17 protein-coding genes are annotated in these 15,973 nt (G+C 62.4%); 4 read left to right on the forward strand and 13 right to left on the reverse strand.

Annotated elements, in window-relative coordinates:
• The first annotated feature begins 19 nt into the window (after window positions 1-19).
• From prfB to lysS, 3 genes are all read left to right on the forward strand, one after another.
• Window positions 20-1,124, forward strand: a protein-coding gene (gene prfB / locus ACIPHM_RS04640; protein ID WP_400324974.1) for a peptide chain release factor 2 whose coding sequence is annotated in 2 segments (ribosomal slippage) — window positions 20-91 and window positions 93-1,124 — 1,104 coding nt in all. Because the reading frame shifts where the segments join, the coding sequence is not laid out codon by codon here.
• A gap of 3 nt (window positions 1,125-1,127) precedes the next feature.
• Window positions 1,128-1,607 (forward strand): Ivy family c-type lysozyme inhibitor, encoded by a 480-nt coding sequence (locus ACIPHM_RS04645; protein WP_400324976.1) that lies wholly within the window; start codon window positions 1,128-1,130, stop codon window positions 1,605-1,607.
• Between the two features lie 14 nt (window positions 1,608-1,621).
• Window positions 1,622-3,160, forward strand: coding sequence for a lysine--tRNA ligase (lysS, locus tag ACIPHM_RS04650; RefSeq protein ID WP_400324978.1), 1,539 nt, complete (start codon window positions 1,622-1,624; stop codon window positions 3,158-3,160).
• 80 nt (window positions 3,161-3,240) lie between these two features.
• On the opposite strand, the gene ACIPHM_RS04655 is transcribed toward lysS, so the two are convergent.
• From ACIPHM_RS04655 to ACIPHM_RS04665, 3 genes are all read right to left on the reverse strand, one after another.
• Entirely contained in the window at window positions 3,241-4,341 is a 1,101-nt protein-coding gene (locus ACIPHM_RS04655) for a hypothetical protein (protein ID WP_400324980.1), read from the reverse strand.
• Window positions 4,342-4,460: 119 nt separating this feature from the next.
• Complete coding sequence (locus ACIPHM_RS04660) at window positions 4,461-5,063, reverse strand: hypothetical protein (protein WP_400324982.1); 603 nt, start codon at window positions 5,061-5,063, stop codon at window positions 4,461-4,463.
• A 48-nt stretch (window positions 5,064-5,111) separates the two neighbouring features.
• On the reverse strand, window positions 5,112-6,410 hold the full coding sequence (locus ACIPHM_RS04665; protein WP_400324984.1) for a glycosyltransferase family 87 protein: 1,299 nt from the start codon (window positions 6,408-6,410) through the stop codon (window positions 5,112-5,114).
• Between the two features lie 279 nt (window positions 6,411-6,689).
• On the opposite strand from ACIPHM_RS04665, the gene ACIPHM_RS04670 reads away from it, so the two are divergent.
• On the forward strand, window positions 6,690-7,382 hold the full coding sequence (locus ACIPHM_RS04670; RefSeq protein ID WP_400324986.1) for a glycine zipper 2TM domain-containing protein: 693 nt from the start codon (window positions 6,690-6,692) through the stop codon (window positions 7,380-7,382).
• A 161-nt stretch (window positions 7,383-7,543) separates the two neighbouring features.
• Here ACIPHM_RS04670 and iscX read toward each other — a convergent pair whose 3' ends face one another.
• The 10 genes from iscX to ACIPHM_RS04720 form a co-directional block, all read right to left on the reverse strand.
• A complete protein-coding gene (gene iscX, locus ACIPHM_RS04675; RefSeq protein WP_400324988.1) occupies window positions 7,544-7,744 on the reverse strand; it encodes a Fe-S cluster assembly protein IscX in 201 nt (66 codons plus the stop codon).
• Window positions 7,745-7,790: 46 nt separating this feature from the next.
• Window positions 7,791-8,132 (reverse strand): ISC system 2Fe-2S type ferredoxin, encoded by a 342-nt coding sequence (fdx, locus tag ACIPHM_RS04680; RefSeq protein WP_400324990.1) that lies wholly within the window; start codon window positions 8,130-8,132, stop codon window positions 7,791-7,793.
• A 21-nt stretch (window positions 8,133-8,153) separates the two neighbouring features.
• Window positions 8,154-10,031 carry a Fe-S protein assembly chaperone HscA gene (hscA, locus tag ACIPHM_RS04685; protein ID WP_400324992.1) on the reverse strand — a complete coding sequence of 626 codons (1,878 nt, stop codon included), beginning with the start codon at window positions 10,029-10,031 and terminating at the stop codon, window positions 8,154-8,156.
• Window positions 10,032-10,117: 86 nt separating this feature from the next.
• Complete coding sequence (gene hscB, locus ACIPHM_RS04690; protein WP_400324994.1) at window positions 10,118-10,648, reverse strand: Fe-S protein assembly co-chaperone HscB; 531 nt, start codon at window positions 10,646-10,648, stop codon at window positions 10,118-10,120.
• A 118-nt stretch (window positions 10,649-10,766) separates the two neighbouring features.
• A complete protein-coding gene (locus ACIPHM_RS04695; RefSeq protein WP_400325338.1) occupies window positions 10,767-10,976 on the reverse strand; it encodes a DUF3565 domain-containing protein in 210 nt (69 codons plus the stop codon).
• Between the two features lie 34 nt (window positions 10,977-11,010).
• Window positions 11,011-11,334: an iron-sulfur cluster assembly protein IscA gene (iscA, locus tag ACIPHM_RS04700; protein WP_400324996.1), complete on the reverse strand. Its 324-nt coding sequence runs from the start codon at window positions 11,332-11,334 to the stop codon at window positions 11,011-11,013.
• Window positions 11,335-11,365: 31 nt separating this feature from the next.
• Complete coding sequence (iscU, locus tag ACIPHM_RS04705; RefSeq protein WP_400324998.1) at window positions 11,366-11,773, reverse strand: Fe-S cluster assembly scaffold IscU; 408 nt, start codon at window positions 11,771-11,773, stop codon at window positions 11,366-11,368.
• 18 nt (window positions 11,774-11,791) lie between these two features.
• Window positions 11,792-13,015, reverse strand: coding sequence for an IscS subfamily cysteine desulfurase (locus ACIPHM_RS04710; protein WP_400325000.1), 1,224 nt, complete (start codon window positions 13,013-13,015; stop codon window positions 11,792-11,794).
• Window positions 13,016-13,046: 31 nt separating this feature from the next.
• Window positions 13,047-13,571 (reverse strand): Fe-S cluster assembly transcriptional regulator IscR, encoded by a 525-nt coding sequence (gene iscR / locus ACIPHM_RS04715; protein ID WP_400325002.1) that lies wholly within the window; start codon window positions 13,569-13,571, stop codon window positions 13,047-13,049.
• Between the two features lie 116 nt (window positions 13,572-13,687).
• Window positions 13,688-15,802 carry a site-specific recombinase gene (locus tag ACIPHM_RS04720; RefSeq protein ID WP_400325004.1) on the reverse strand — a complete coding sequence of 705 codons (2,115 nt, stop codon included), beginning with the start codon at window positions 15,800-15,802 and terminating at the stop codon, window positions 13,688-13,690.
• Between the last annotated feature and the right edge of the window lie 171 nt (window positions 15,803-15,973).

The following is a 15,973-nucleotide window of genomic DNA, read 5'->3' on the forward strand; positions in this document are numbered from 1 at the left end:
AATTCGCAATTCATAGCTCATGGAAGCCGAACGCCTCAACGCTCTAGAATCCCTGCTCGCCGACCTGCGCACCCGCGTTGGCGAGCTCAGGGGGTATCTTTGACTTCGATGTCAAGCAAGCTCGCCTGACGGAAGTCAACAAAGAACTCGAAGACCCCAATATCTGGAACGACGCCAAGCGTGCGCAGGCACTGGGCAAGGAAAAGAAGTCGCTCGACAGCGTAGTCACCAACCTGACTGAACTCGACGCTGCCCTTTCCGATACGCAGGAACTGTTCGACATGGCCCGCGAAGAGGGCGATGAAGACTCGTTGCTGTCGCTCGAAAGCGACACGCAGGGTCTCGCCGCGCGCGTGGACGAAATGGAGTTCCGCCGGATGTTCAACAACCCGGCCGACCCGAACAACTGCTTCATCGACATCCAGGCGGGTGCCGGCGGCACCGAAGCGAACGACTGGGCCGGCATGCTGCTGCGCCAGTACCTGCGCTATTGCGAACGCAAGGGCTTCAAGGCCGAAGTCCTCGAAGAGTCCGATGGCGACGTCGCAGGCATCAAGAGCGCCTCGCTGAAGGTCACGGGCGACTACGCCTACGGCTATCTGCGCACCGAAACCGGCGTACATCGTCTGGTGCGCAAGTCGCCGTTCGACTCGTCGGGCGGCCGCCACACCTCGTTCGCCAGCCTGTTCGTGTACCCGGAAGTGGATGATTCGATCGACATCGAAATCAATCCGGCCGATGTGCGTACCGACACGTATCGCGCCTCCGGTGCGGGTGGTCAGCACATCAACAAGACCGACTCTGCCGTTCGTCTGACGCACATCCCGACCGGCATCGTCGTGGCCTGCCAGAACGACCGTTCGCAGCACCGCAACCGCGCCGAAGCGTGGGACATGCTCCGCTCGCGCCTGTTCGAACACGAGATGCGCAAGCGTCGCGCCGAGCAGGACAAGCTCGAGTCAAGCAAGACCGATGTGGGCTGGGGTCACCAGATTCGCTCGTACGTGCTCGACCAGTCGCGCGTCAAGGATCTGCGCACCAGCGTGGAAACCGGCAATACCGGCAAGGTGCTCGACGGCGATCTCGACGAATTCATCTCCGCGAGTCTCAAGCAGGGAGTGTAAGGAATGGCGTTTGTCCGCACGCTAGCCGTGTGGGTGGTGAGCGCGCTGTGCGTGCAGCGCGCCGCCGTTGCCGCCCCGGCCAGCACTCCGGGCGCACCCGGTGCAAATCCCGAGACGGGACCGTACCTGCATGAACTGCTCAAGCGCCCGGATTTCTCGGGCGCTTATGCACGCATCGTCGCACCGCGTAATGTGCCCGCGTGGGTGCGTCAGGGCGGCACGTCGACGCCGTCGCAACGGGTGAGCGTCGCAGGCAAGCCCTGGTTGCTGGTGCAGAGTTGCAAGCCGCACGACTGCCCGAGCGAGTATGTCCACATTTTGTACGAGCCGCGCTCGCAGGCGATCGCGGCGCTGTTCGTGCGGGACCCGAGTGCGGTGGCCAATGCCGGCCCGCGCCAGGATCGCACCGAACTGATCTGGCTGGGCGCGCCCGACGGCTCGCTCAAGAATGCCCTGCTGCACACGCTGCGTTTTACCGAATAACCTCATCGCTCATCATGACCGATCAAAACACACCGGCCCAATCATCGGCCAACGACTTGCCGCAGGACGACAACAAGCTCATTGCCGAGCGTCGCGACAAACTCACGGCGATTCGCGCCAACGGCGTGGCGTTTCCGAACGATTTCCGTCCGGAGCAGCACGCGGGCGATCTGCAAGCGCGTTATCAGGACGTGGATAACGAGACGCTCGAAGCCGAACCTGTCGCCGTGTCGGTGGCCGGTCGCATGATGCTCAAGCGCGGGATGGGCAAGGCCGCTTTCGCCACCGTTCAGGACGGCAGCGGTCAGATCCAGTTCTTCATCGGCCGCGACGACGTCGGCGCCGACTCGATGACCGCCTTCAAGGGCTGGGACATCGGTGACATCATCGCCGCGACCGGCACGCTGTTCCGCACCCGCACCGGCGAGCTGTCGGTCAAGGTCAAGGAACTGCGTCTGCTCGCCAAGGCGCTGCGTCCGCTGCCGGACAAGTTCCACGGCCTGTCCGACCAGGAAACGAAGTACCGCCAGCGTTACGTCGACCTGATCACCTCGCCGGAGACGCGCAACACCTTCCGCGCCCGCGCGAAGGCCATCGCTTCGATTCGCCAGTACATGACGGACGCCGACTTCATGGAAGTCGAAACGCCGATGCTGCACCCGATTCCGGGCGGCGCCGCGGCCAAGCCGTTCATCACGCACCATAACGCGCTCGACATGCAGATGTATCTGCGTATCGCGCCGGAACTCTACCTCAAGCGCCTGATCGTCGGCGGCTTCGAGCGAGTGTTCGAGATCAACCGTAACTTCCGTAATGAAGGCGTGTCGCCGCGCCACAATCCGGAATTCACGATGATGGAGTTCTACGCGGCCTATACGGATTACCGTTGGCTGATGGACTTCACCGAAGCGCTGATCCGCCGCGCCGCCATCGACGCGCGCGGTACCGCGACCATCGAATATCAGGGCCGCGAACTGGATTTGTCCAAGCCGTTCCATCGCCTGACGATTGTCGAAGCCATCCGCAAATACGCGCCGGAGTACACCGATGCGCAACTGGCCGACATCGAGTTCGTGCGTGGCGCACTGGGCAAGTACGGTGTGAAGGTCGATGCACCGCAGTTCAAGAACGCCGGCCTCGGCGCACTGCAACTGGCGCTGTTCGAAGAAACGGCCGAGAGCCAGTTGTGGGAACCGACGTTCATCGTCGATTATCCGGTGGAAGTCTCGCCGCTCGCCCGCGCCTCGGACACGCTGCCGGGCATCACCGAGCGCTTCGAGCTGTTCGTCACGGGCCGCGAAATCGCCAACGGTTTCTCGGAACTGAATGATCCGGAAGACCAGGCCGCACGCTTCCGCGCTCAGGTGGAACAAAAAGACGCCGGTGACGAAGAAGCCATGTACTACGACGCCGACTACATTCGCGCGCTCGAGTACGGCATGCCCCCGACGGGTGGCTGCGGTATCGGCATCGACCGTCTGGTCATGCTGCTCACCGACAGCCCGAACATTCGCGACGTGCTGCTCTTCCCGCACCTTCGTCGCGAAGACTGATGGTTCGGCGCGTCATGCGCCAAAAATCAAGCCGCAGCCCTCATACGGAGGCTGCGGCTTTTTCATGCCGATGCCGAACCTCAGCGACGCAAATCCGTTATCGGCATGGCATCGTCGGGACGTTCGGTATCTTCCACGATCGTCGGAGGCATGGGCGCAAACGTCGAGGGACGCGCGCAAGCCTCTCGACGCCGTGTCAGCGCATCCTCACCCGGTCTGGTAATCAACGCCTGCCGCCAGTCCGGACCCGCACAATCGCGTATGAAATCGACGATCTCGATGGCCGCAACCGACCTCGGCTGTCCATCTGACCCGGTACGCTCGACCACTTGCGTGACATTCGTCAGACAATTCGCAAGGCCGCCGGCATGCATGTGGAACGACAGGATACGCTCGCATAATTCGTCCATCACCTTCCCGGACGAAGTCGTCGCGAGATGAGGCAAGACAGCGCGTCCGACGGTACGAAACAGCTCGGGATTCGGATTCGCTGCCCACAAGGCCTCGTCGATCACGGGCATCACCGTCTGCCATGAGGGGGCCAGCGCCCGCCATCCCAGATCGTATTCGAGCGCGGCCACGGTACCCGGCTCGAACCCCGCTTCCCGGATGTAGACCGAGGGCAACGCCAGCGCTGCGACTGAAGGGAACTCGCTGGTATTCAACGGCGCCCTTGCCTCGCGAGGCCCGTCGACCTCCGACACCACACTTTCCTCCACAGACGGCGGAGGTGTCGCCTCGGACTGCCAAAGCTCGGCGACGCCGATACCCAGACACGACATGCGCGCCTCGATGTCGGAAGTCACGGCAGCCGAAGAGGTCTCTGCCGGGCAACCGTCCACGGCGCGCACGGCGTCGAGCATCTCCATCCAGAGCGCATTCGCCCGGTTATCCTTCAGAAACCCGACACGATCCGGCTCGGAGTACAAATGCATGACGGTGCGCCCATTGATCTGCACTTCGATGGGCGACGCCTGTGGCAACAGCGTTCTACATTGCTCACGTGCGATGGGCTCCGCGACGGCGCGAAGGACCCGAGCACCGGAAAACTCCCCTGCCCACTCGGCACCTGACAGCGAGACCGAGGAGACAGGCGAGACGAACGCAGATGGGGTATGGGCAGCAGACGAGGGAGAGAAAGGCGCGTAGGAACTTGCTGCGTAGGGCGCTAACGATGGCATACGTAGTCTCCGATGACGGCAACGGAATGTGCCATCAACGAGTCTAGGGAGTCGTCAACGTTACGCTTTCGGGTCGCGAGCGGGGCCTATGTGAAACGAGACAAAAACGGAAACCCGTTTCAGAAAGCCGGAATTCCGCGATAAGCGGACGGCCAGTCGCCATCGAGTCGCAACCAGCTACGCGAGATGGGGAGAATCGCCCCGTTCGACGCGCCCTCGATCAACTGCCGCAAGGCAAGTGACGACAATGTCCCGGCGTCCGTCGGGAATGCGACAAGAAACGTACGATTCACGGCAATCGCCGCAAACTCCTTGCGCTCAAAATGCTCCACCATCGACTGATAGAGATTGCCCAGCACCAGCGCACCCGCCGGGGCCATCCAGTTGCCACGAGAGCCGCCGACGAGCGTACCGTCGTCGAGCCGGGCGATGCCGAACTCGAAGTGCTTCGCGGTCCAGGCGCGCGAGAGATTGGAAGCCGCCTGGGCAAATGCCGCTTCGAACGTCAGCCCGGCGGCTTGCAGGTCCTGACCCCGCAAACGCCGAAGCCCCGCCGGGCCGTCAAGCACCAGCGTAACGAAGACGTCGTCGGAAAACGGCTCACTGGCATCACCTGCGGGATCGTGCGTATCGACCCATGTGCGCGGCACAACGTACGGATACACATGCAGATGGTTGGCAGTGTCGAGCGGCCTTTCGAGAGGCGGGAGCATATCGATCATGACGTTGGGACAAGTCGATGGGAAGACGTTCACAGACAATGCGTGCCATTATGCGCGCGTCGCTCGGGCAATGCGCGCGTCCGCGATCGCACGAGCGCCAATCAGTACCATCAGCGCGGGTAATAGCCAAACGCCCCACTGCCCCATGGGCGTCCAGAGCACTGCGAGGTACGCTTGCAGCGGCAGCAACCATGCGGCAGCAAGTAACCGGTCCGCGAGCCACGTCGACGGTCCGCCCGTCGGCCCATTCCGTTCATTCCGCTCGCGCCCTCTGCGCCCATCGCGCAACGTCGCCAGACATAGCAGCGGCACGATCAGCCACACCAACTCGTAGTACAGCAGATACGGTTGGAAGAGTAATGTTGCCGTCATGGCAGCGGCGACCCTGAGTGACAACGGTGCCCGCCTGGCCCATAGCCACGCAGCGAACAGCACCGACGGCACTGCCACAAGGGCGTACAGTGCGTACGCCACAGATAACGGTGCCCCGTGCAGACGTGCCAACGCGAACACCGTTGGCATCGCATGCCAGATGCCGTCCGCCCCCTGCTGTACGACTTCCACGTTGAACCGAGACACCGCCGTGAAGAACACCTCCCACAGCGACCATCCGCCCCACGCCAGCGAGAGAGCGCAGCTGACGCCTCCCGTGAACACCATCGCTGCCAACGCACGCCACTGCCTGCCGCATAGCCACCACAGGGGCAGCAGCACCGCCAATTGCGGTTTGATCACGAGCAGCCCGCCGCATAGCCCCGCAAGTAAAGGACGAGTCCCCGAATACGTGAGCGCGACGGTCATGAGCAACAACGTGACGACCGAGTTCTGACCGGCCAGCACAGCCACCCATAAGCCGGGAAATGCCATGACGACGAGCCAGGGCCAGCCCGACCTTCGTCGCCATTGGCATGCCGCAACCGCAAATACCGTGACGCTGACAATCACGTACAACGCGTACACCCACGGATAAGCCAGCCGTGACAGCGGTTGAATCGCCCATTGCAGCGGTGGCGGGTATAGCCAGCGCCCGACTTCCGGATAGGCCGGAAAGAATTGCAGTTGGATGGTGAAAAGCGTCGCTGCGTCGAAGGCGGCAAGTGCGCCGAGATGCGTCGTGATCCAGGAGACGGCCCAGAAGACACGCAGGTCGTGCCCCAGCGGAGGCATGCCTTCCGTGCCCCGGCGCTCGCTCATCAACCAGCTAACGGCCCACGCACCCAACGCGAGCCATTGCAGGAGCATCACGCCGGCCGCCGCGACGACAACACCGCGCGAGAGCTTGGCACCGGTGCCTGCAACGCCTCCGGACGTCAGCGTAAATTCGGAGGCTGGGGTCAGGCGATTCACGTCACGCCTCCCGGTCGACTTGTTTCTTTTGTTAAGCCCGTGCCGCGAGGTCGGCATGCCACGCAGCCTCAATCAACGAAAATATCTTTATTTTTCATTAGGTTAGAACACCACCGAACGTCTCACAAATGACGTTTTTCCGATGCACATCTTACATCGCGTTACAAAATGAAACGCACGCCGCGCTTGCCGTGACGGAAACTTTTCCCATGCGAAACCGCCCGTGCACGCCAGCACGCAGAAGGGGGTTCGCACTCACCGCACGATGGAGAAAACAACATGGATAACGATCTGCAACCACGTCGCATGCATCCTTTGGCCGCGGCCGCCGCCGGCAGCATCGTCGTCGTCAGCTTGCTCGGCGTAGCCGCTATTACCGGCGTACTGCCCGTGGCCAAAAGTACGGACGGCCCCGCACCGGGGAGCAATAACTCGCAGTACGCGTTGACGTCACCGCAACAAACGGCGCCGTCGGCGCAATCGCAGCAGATGGCGTCGGCACCGGCTCCGCAACAAGCCCAACAAGCCCCTCAAACCCCGTACGCATCGCAGCAAGCGCCAGCACAACGCGCCCCTGCCCCGCAACCGTCGTATGCGCAACAAACGGCAGCACCAACGCAGCAGCAAGCCGCCACATGCTCGACGTGCGGCACCGTGCAGTCGGTGCAGCCGATTCGCACGGAAGGTCATGCCACGGGTCTGGGCGCCGTCGGGGGCGCCGTTGCAGGCGGCCTGCTCGGCAACCAGTTCGGCGCAGGTAACGGCCGTACGGCGATGACGGTGGTCGGCGTACTCGGCGGCGGTCTGGCCGGTAACGAAGTCGAGAAACGTGTCCGCTCCGACACCGTGTATCGCGTCTACGTGCGTATGGATACGGGTAAGACACGCTATTGGACGTATCAGTCGGCGCCGGGCGTCCAGCCGGGCGACCGCGTACGCCTGGAAAACAACGGACTGGTGCGCGCAAGCTGAGCCTTGTACAACTCACATAATCTCAGACGTGGTGCCTAAGTGTCATACGCAGGCATCGCAGAAACACAAAAGCCGCTCGAAAGAGCGGCTTTTGTTTGGGATGCTTCGTCAAATGAGTAGGTCGAGCGGCGTCGTCGCCGTCCGTCGATCGAAACGTCCCCTCAGTCGGCTTCGTCCATCCACGCCGACTGAATGGCTTCCAGAATCTTCTCGCCGGAACGCTCCGGTGCATCGGTGAAACCGGGGAGTGCCACCACCCACTTATGCAGGTCGGTAAAGCGTACGTACTGCGGGTCGACTTCGGGATGCGCTTCCGTGAGCGCAATCGCGATTTCCAGGCTGTCGGTCCATTTCATGGGCAAGCTCCTCTGTTCTGTCTCGTCACCTCACGACGCCAGACGGCATCGATCAGTGATTTTCCTTGGCATGGTTGATCGTGTACTTCGGAATCTCGACAACCAGATCCGTATCTGCGGGCATCAGCGTCTGGCACGACAGGCGCGACGTCGGCTCCAGGCCCCAGGCCTTGTCGAGCAGATCTTCCTCTTCGTCCTCGGCCGGCTCCAGCGACTCGAAACCCTCGCGCACGATCACGTGGCAAGTGGTGCATGCGCACGACAGCTCGCAGGCATGCTCGATTTCGATGTGGTTATCCAGCAAGGCGCGGCACACGGACGTACCCGGCGCAACCTCCAGCACAGCGCCCTCCGGGCACAGCTCGACGTGAGGCAATACAACGATTTGAGGCATGGCTTTGATTCCGTGTGTGTCTTACAGTTTGTCGATGTCCGCCACGCGCCGGCCGGCCAGCGCCGCGCGGATGCTCTTGTCCATGCGACGTGCGGCGAACGCATCGGTCGCGTGCGAGAGTGTCTCGGTCGCCGCCTTGATCGCGGTCTGATCGTCGCCGGAGGCCTTTTGACGCAGGTCGGCCAACAGGCCGTCGATCTGCGCACGCTCGTCGGCATCGAGCAATTCCGGATCGGCCTGCAAGGCGCTGTCGATCGCCACGAGCAGACGCTCCGCTTCCACCTGCTGCTCACGCAGCGCGCGGGCACGCATGTCCTCCTCGGCCGAACCGAAGCTGTCCTGCAACATGCGCGAGATATCTTCATCGGCCAGACCGTAGGACGGCTTGACTTCAATGGAGGCCGCCACGCCCGAGTGCATTTCCTGCGCGAAGACGGAAAGCAGGCCGTCCGCATCGACCTGATAGGTCACGCGAATGCGCGCGGCACCGGCGGTCATCGGCGGGATACCGCGCAGCTCGAAGCGCGCGAGCGAGCGGCAATCGGACACCAGTTCACGCTCGCCTTGCAGCACGTGAATGGCCATCGCCGTCTGGCCGTCCTTGAAGGTCGTGAACTCTTGCGCACGCGCGACCGGGATGGTCGCATTGCGCGGGATGATTTTCTCGACGAGACCGCCCATCGTCTCGACGCCGAGCGAGAGCGGAATCACGTCGAGCAGCAGCCAGTCGTCGCCTTCCGCCTGATTGCCCGCCAGCAGATTCGCCTGCACGGCGGCACCGAGCGCGACCACCTGATCGGGATCGAGGTCGATGAGCGGCTCGCGACCGAAAAAGCTCGCCACGGCTGCACGTACTTGCGGCATGCGCGTTGCGCCACCCACGAGTACTACGCCCTTGACGTCCTCCGGTCCCATACCTGCATCGCGAAGCGCCTTACGCATCGGGCCAATCGTACGTTGTACGAGGGGCGCACCCAGCGTCGCGAACTGCTCGCGCGTCAGTTCCAGTGCCACCTGGCGCTCGCCCGAGAGCGTGAGCGCGATGGCGGCCTGTTCGGCATCCGTGAGCGCTTCTTTGGCCGTGCGGGCATGATCGAGCAAGCCGCGTACGTCTTCCGGCGTAAGCGATGCCGCATCAAGACCTGCTGCCTGCACCGCCCAACGATAGATCACCTGATCGAAGTCGTCTCCGCCGAGTGCCGAATCGCCGCCTGCGGCAAGCACTTCGAACACCCCCTTCGTCAGGCGAAGAATCGAGATGTCGAACGTGCCGCCCCCCAGATCGTAGACAGCGTAGAGACCTTCCGCGCTGTTATCCAGACCGTACGCAATCGCTGCTGCCGTCGGCTCGTTGAGCAAACGCAGCACGTTCAAACCGGCCAGACGCGCGGCGTCCTTGGTGGCTTGTCGTTGCGCATCGTCGAAGTACGCAGGTACTGTAATCACGGCACCGACCAGGTCGTCACCGAGCGTATCTTCGGCGCGCTGACGAAGCGTCGCGAGAATCTCGGCGGACACCTCCACCGGGCTCTTCACACCGCCAGCCGTGTTCATCTGGACCATGCCGGGCGCGTCGACGAAATCGTACGGCGCGTTGTCTGCGTGCCCGACGTCAGCCAGGCCACGGCCCATAAAGCGTTTGACGGAGACGATGGTGTTGCGCGGATCGGTGGCAGCAGCCGCCTTGGCGTCGTAGCCGATCTGCGTGCGGTGGCCGCCCAGATAACGTACGACGGACGGCAGCAACACGCGGCCCTGATCATCGGGGAGGACTTCGGCCACACCGCTGCGCACGGAGGCCACGAGCGAGTGCGTCGTGCCCAGGTCGATGCCCACGGCGAGTCGCCGTTGGTGCGGCGCGGGGGACATGCCGGGTTCGGAAATTTGCAGAAGGGCCATGACTTTGCAATACGGACGACGCGCTCGCGCGTGCGCCCTGTTCTCAAGCAGTTCTCAATGACATGTGACGGCGCCGCACCGGGCCGTCACGCGTTTTCCAGCATTTCGATGCGCTGCGCAATGTCTTCTTCGGCACGCGCAATGAACATCAGTTGTCGCACGGCTTCCGCCGCCGGCTGCCATGCGGCGCTATCGAGCCAGCCGCCCAGCTTGTCGAGCCGCGCACGACGGTCGTCGCGCAACGATCTGGCGAGCGCATCGAGGGCGCCAATGTTGCGCGCGGCAACGGCATCGTCGATGGCTTCACGCCACTCCATCTGCTGCATCAGGAAATCGGGGGCCATCGCGGTGTTGTTCTCCGCGCCCACGTCGATGCCCTGCAACGTCAGCAAATAAGTCGCACGTTGTAACGGATCACGCAGCGTGCGGTAAGCGGCGTTCGCCTGCGCAGCCCATTGCATGGCCACACGGCGCTCGGCATCGCTCGCGCTCGCAAATCGATCCGGGTGCACGCGCGATTGCACGGCACGGTACGCGGTTTCGAGCGCTTCGGTATCGATCGCGAAGCCCCGCTTCAAATCGAACAGCGTGAAATAGTCGTCAGTCAGTGCACTCATCGCGCAAATTCACCCGCGTTTGATCCACATTCGGGCCACCTTCGGCCCGTAAAAAAAGCGGCTCGCGCCGCCTTGCTGCCTACGCTACTACGTGACACCGGCTTCCCCGGCGTGCCGCTCACTCATCGGACGGCTCGCCGCGTTCGCATTTACGGCAGGGAAGCTCGCTACCGAGCATCGCCTCGCGACCTGCGGGATGTTGCGTCCATGTCCGGATCTGCCACGGGGGGAGATGCCGGACATGTTGCCCATGCCCACACGCCAGACGTGCGACCCAGTGGCCTTCGTCGTCTTGCCGAAAATCGACGATCGCGCGTAATGGCGGCAATGCGGGCGGCAATGCCGACAGCAAAGCCCCGGCGTCAGACGCGGAACGACTCACCGCAGCCGCACTCGTCCTTCACGTTCGGGTTGTTGAAGCGAAACCCTTCGTTCAGGCCTTCGCGCGCGAAGTCCAACTCGGTGCCGTCGATGTACGGCAGACTCTTCGGATCGACGAGCACCTTCACGCCGTGACTCTCGAAGACCGTGTCTTCGCCCGCCACTTCGTCGGCATACTCCAGCTTGTAGGCCAAGCCCGAGCAGCCGGTCGTCTTCACGCCCAGTCGCAGACCCACGCCCTTGCCGCGCCGCGTCAGATAACGCGAAACGTGCTGCGCGGCCTTCTCGGTCAATGTAATGGCCATCTTTGCCTGATTCCTTTATCCGTCGCGCCGCTTACGCAGCCTTTGCCGTCTCGGCCGTCTGGCCGTGCTTCTGCTTGTAGTCGGCCACGGCCGCCTTGATGGCGTCTTCGGCCAGAATCGAGCAGTGAATCTTCACCGGCGGCAATGCCAGCTCTTGCGCGATTTCCGTGTTCTTGATCGAGAGCGCCTGATCCAGCGTCTTGCCCTTGACCCATTCGGTCACCAGCGACGACGAGGCAATCGCCGAGCCGCAGCCGTAGGTCTTGAACTTGGCGTCTTCGATCACGCCGGCTTCATTCACGCGGATCTGCAGCTTCATCACGTCGCCGCAGGCCGGTGCGCCGACCATGCCCGTACCGACGGCGTCGTCGCCCTTCTCGAACGAACCGACGTTACGCGGGTTTTCGTAGTGATCCAGAACTTCTTTGCTGTACGACATGGCTAACTCCTTGAATGCTCAGTGTGCGGCCCACTGGATCGAATTCAGATCGACCCCGTCCTTGTACATTTCCCACAGCGGCGACAAATCGCGCAGCTTGCCGATCTTGCCCTTGAGCAGTTCGACCACGTAGTCGACTTCCTGCTCGGTCGTGAAACGACCCACCGTGAAGCGAATCGAGCTGTGCGCCAGTTCGTCGTTGCGACCCAGGGCGCGCAGCACGTACGAAGGCTCGAGCGAGGCCGACGTGCACGCCGAACCCGACGACACCGCCACATCCTTGATCGCCATGATCAGCGATTCGCCTTCGACAAAATTGAAGCTGATGTTGAGGTTGTGCGGCACACGTTGCTCCATGTCGCCGTTCACATAGACCTCTTCCATTTCCGTCAAGCCGGTCAGCAGACGATCGCGCAACATACGCACGCGGTCGTTCTCAACAGCCATCTCTTCACGGGCCAGACGGAACGCCTCACCCATGCCCACGATCTGGTGCGTGGCGAGCGTACCCGAACGCATACCGCGTTCATGACCGCCACCGTGAATCTGGGCTTCGATACGCACACGCGGCTTGCGGCGTACGTACAATGCGCCGATACCCTTCGGGCCATACGTCTTGTGCGCCGAGAACGACATCAGGTCGACCTTCAGTGCGGCCAGATCGATCGGCATCTTGCCGGTCGCTTGCGCAGCGTCGACGTGAAAAACGATGCCCTTCTCGCGGCAGATTTCGCCAATGGCAGCGATGTCCTGGATCACGCCGATTTCGTTGTTCACCGCCATGATGGACACGAGAATCGTGTCCGGACGCAGTGCATCCTTGAAAACTTCCAGATCCAGCAGGCCGTCGTCCTTGACGTCCAGATAGGTGACTTCGAAGCCTTCACGCTCGAGCTCACGCATCGTGTCGAGCACAGCCTTGTGCTCGGTCTTCACGGTGATAAGGTGCTTGCCCTTGCCCTTGTTGAAGTGCGCCGAGCCCTTGATGGCCAGGTTGTTCGATTCGGTCGCGCCGGAGGTCCAGACGATCTCGCGCGGATCGGCGTTCACCAGCTTGGCCACTTCCTCACGTGCCTCTTCCACCGCCTGCTCGGCAGCCCAGCCGAACGAGTGGCTGCGCGATGCCGGGTTGCCGAACTGCTCGCGCAGGTAGGGCAACATCTTGTCCACGACGCGCGGGTCAATCGGCGTCGTGGCGCTGTAATCCATGTAGATGGGGAGGTTGAGGGTGTCGTTTTTCATGGGGTGCTCCAGGATCGTGCCGTGGCGCCTGTTATGAACGGGCCATATCAAAGACCGAATTGGGGATGCGCGTCGTGATCGTCTGGTTGTTACCGGACTCGCGCGTGTCGCGCAGCACAGCCTGCTGGGCCTGCTTGCTGCGCTGCTGCTCGACGAGGTCGCGCAGCGAAACGGAATCGAGATACTCGACCATCTTCTGGTTGAGTGTCGCCCACAGCTCGTGCGTCATGCAGTGGCCGCGATGGCCGTCCTGGCCCTTCTCGCAGTTGCCCTTGCTGCCGCACTGTGTAGCGTCGAGCGGTTCGTCGACCGCAATGATGATGTCGGCGACGGTCACCTCTTCTGCGCGGCGCGCAAGGCTGTAACCGCCCCCCGGTCCGCGTACGCTTTCCACGATTTCGTGGCGACGCAGCTTACCGAACAGCTGTTCCAGATAAGAGAGCGAAATTCGCTGACGCTGACTAATGCCCGCAAGCGTCACGGGACCCGCGTCCTGGCGCATGGCCAGGTCGATCATCGCCGTGACGGCGAAACGGCCTTTCGTGGTAAGTCTCATGATGATGCAGGGGATTAATCTCGACTATTTTCGTCAAGTATAAATTCCCTACGAATTTAGTCAAGTACTTCTGGCCCATTTTTTGCGGAAGTTCCCACGTCCGGCTATGAAACTTCTTATTTTTCGGGACGAAGGTCCGTTTGCGGGGAGCGCATCGGGAACAGCAGCACCAGAGGATTGCGCATCACGGCGCGCCAGATGGCACGGTGGATTTGCCGACGGTCGCCCAATCGTAATGGACGCGATCGGAGCGCCATATGGAATGCTAACGCAAAACTGACACCAACGTTGAGCAGGGCCATCGAGCCGACGCCGGCCACGGCGAGCCAAAGCGCCGGATCACGCAGCACGGGCATTCCCAACACTCCGATGGACGTGGCAATCGCCCCCGTCGACAGCGTGACGTGACGGACCTCGAACGGCAACGCAAAGGCCGTCAACACCGCAGGCACCAGCCCCAGCATGAAGCCGAGCGCCAGGTTCCCCAGCACCGGCGCGATGTGACGGCGGCACCAGTCGGCAAATCGCGCCGCCCCGTTGCGTCCGAACACGAAACGCAGACGGCGGTTATACGCAAGCACGTCGCCAATACCGTGCAACGCAAACCAGTTGTCCGCCCACCCCGAGATCAGGCTGGAGCACCACAGCAGCACCCCGGTCAGGGCCGCGAAGAACGGTGTCACCCCCAGGATCGAGAACGAACTCAGCGTAGCGTGTGCTTTCTCCGGCGGGATCGTATTGACGCCCAACGCCGCAGACACCGCCCATTGCACCAGCAGGCAAAACGGGAAAACCATGGCCAGATTGCCGAAGATCGCCGCCGCTTGCGTACGCACAAGGGCGATCACCTCACCGACGAACGCATCCATGCCGGCGGGGGTGTCAACGTCATCGAGCTTGCTGGCGATGGCCGGCGCCGTCATCGCCGGTTGCTTGGTCGCCAGCGTGAAGTGGCAGAAGTGCATGAACAGGAAGCACAGCGCATAGTTGGCCCCGGCGAGGAATCCTTCCACGATCGTCGGCAGGTGAACGCTCACGATCAGAAACTTGATATAGACGGTCACGACCGTCACCAGCCCGCCACCGCAGGCCATCTTCAACATGGAAAAGTACTCGCTGCGGTTGCGCGCGATGTAGTGCTCGCCCGTCTCGGCGCTACGCTCAACGACCTTGCGCGCCAGCAGCCCGAACGACGTTCGCGCCAGTTCACCTACGCTCTGGCTCGCCTGGTTGGCTCGCACGAGATCCGCCAGCAGACGAACGCGAGCTGCGGCCCGATCACCGCGATCACCGTGCGTCAACCAGGCTTCGAGCAGACGTTCGAGCCGGCGAATCCGCGCCTTGGCCCGCTCGACCTGAAACACGATATCCACGCTCACGCCGTTCTCGTCCAAATGCGCGTACACCTGACGCACCGCACGCGCGCAATCGTCCAGCAGTGCGCGAAAAACGTTGATCTGTTGTACGAACGTCTGCGACGGCGGCGCCCCTAACGAGAATGCCTGACCGGCATCCTCAAGGGCTTGCATGGCGCGTCCGAGCCGGTAAAACGGCGAATCGGTGATACGCGAATAAGTCAGACGCGAGCGCACCGCCTGCGACAGTCCGGTCGATGCGATCTGGTCGACAAGATGATGCATGGCAGCGAGCAGATCTTCGGCGAACGGGTTCCAGTCGGTATCGGTCTCGGCGTCCTCGTCCTCGCCGTAGTGCAGCAACGCGATGAGATCGGCCAGAAGGTCGGGGGGCATCACGGCAATCCAGTCGGCCGCATCTCCATCGGGGAACATCAGCGAACACAACGCGGAAAGATCGCGTCGCGTGGGCGGCGGCGGAATCAACGCCTTTTCGATGCGCTCGACCAGCGCGCCCCAGAATCCCGGACGCACCGGCATGCCGGTATCGCAAAGCAACGAAATTGCATCGCTCTCGGTGATGACGCTACGCAGCGTGCGCGCCACCGGCAATCGCCACGCCGGATTGCGGTCGAGCATTTGCAGCAAATAACGTAGGCGCGTATGCGGACGATATCGCACCGCCCCCCCTTCCCCGCGGTCTTCGTTGACAAGCGCACCGCGCTTTTGCACCCAATGCGCCAACTCGATCAGCCATTGATTGCGGACGGCCAGAGGCGCTGCCGGATCGGCGTGCGCGAGCAGTTCGTCGAGCTGATGGCCGGCATGACGCGAGGCGCGCCATTTACGCCAGTACGAATTGAGCGAATTGAGCATCGATTGAGAAAACGAGAAAGCGAGTCAAGGGGGGGAAAAGCAGAACCCGGCGTTCCGGGAAAGACAGGCAGTCGCACCGAACCATCAACATGACGGCAGCGATGGGGCGAATCATAGCGCTAACGACGCACCTCGCGAAAGGGACTTTCTCCTGCTTCGCGAGTCCCTTTC

Source organism: Pandoraea sp. NPDC087047 (genome assembly GCF_044745225.1).
Lineage (GTDB): Bacteria > Pseudomonadota > Gammaproteobacteria > Burkholderiales > Burkholderiaceae > Pandoraea.

What these genes read in the sequence shown, in the direction of transcription:
- ACIPHM_RS04645 (WP_400324976.1), top strand. Translation starts at nt 1,128, where the DNA reads ATGGCGTTTGTCCGCACGCTAGCCGTGTGGGTGGTGAGCGCGCTGTGC.
- lysS (WP_400324978.1), top strand. Translation starts at nt 1,622, where the DNA reads ATGACCGATCAAAACACACCGGCCCAATCATCGGCCAACGACTTGCCG.
- ACIPHM_RS04655 (WP_400324980.1), bottom strand. Translation starts at nt 4,341, where the DNA reads ATGCCATCGTTAGCGCCCTACGCAGCAAGTTCCTACGCGCCTTTCTCT.
- ACIPHM_RS04660 (WP_400324982.1), bottom strand. Translation starts at nt 5,063, where the DNA reads ATGATCGATATGCTCCCGCCTCTCGAAAGGCCGCTCGACACTGCCAAC.
- ACIPHM_RS04670 (WP_400324986.1), top strand. Translation starts at nt 6,690, where the DNA reads ATGGATAACGATCTGCAACCACGTCGCATGCATCCTTTGGCCGCGGCC.
- fdx (WP_400324990.1), bottom strand. Translation starts at nt 8,132, where the DNA reads ATGCCTCAAATCGTTGTATTGCCTCACGTCGAGCTGTGCCCGGAGGGC.
- hscA (WP_400324992.1), bottom strand. Translation starts at nt 10,031, where the DNA reads ATGGCCCTTCTGCAAATTTCCGAACCCGGCATGTCCCCCGCGCCGCAC.
- hscB (WP_400324994.1), bottom strand. Translation starts at nt 10,648, where the DNA reads ATGAGTGCACTGACTGACGACTATTTCACGCTGTTCGATTTGAAGCGG.
- iscA (WP_400324996.1), bottom strand. Translation starts at nt 11,334, where the DNA reads ATGGCCATTACATTGACCGAGAAGGCCGCGCAGCACGTTTCGCGTTAT.
- iscU (WP_400324998.1), bottom strand. Translation starts at nt 11,773, where the DNA reads ATGTCGTACAGCAAAGAAGTTCTGGATCACTACGAAAACCCGCGTAAC.
- ACIPHM_RS04710 (WP_400325000.1), bottom strand. Translation starts at nt 13,015, where the DNA reads ATGAAAAACGACACCCTCAACCTCCCCATCTACATGGATTACAGCGCC.
- iscR (WP_400325002.1), bottom strand. Translation starts at nt 13,571, where the DNA reads ATGAGACTTACCACGAAAGGCCGTTTCGCCGTCACGGCGATGATCGAC.
- ACIPHM_RS04720 (WP_400325004.1), bottom strand. Translation starts at nt 15,802, where the DNA reads ATGCTCAATTCGCTCAATTCGTACTGGCGTAAATGGCGCGCCTCGCGT.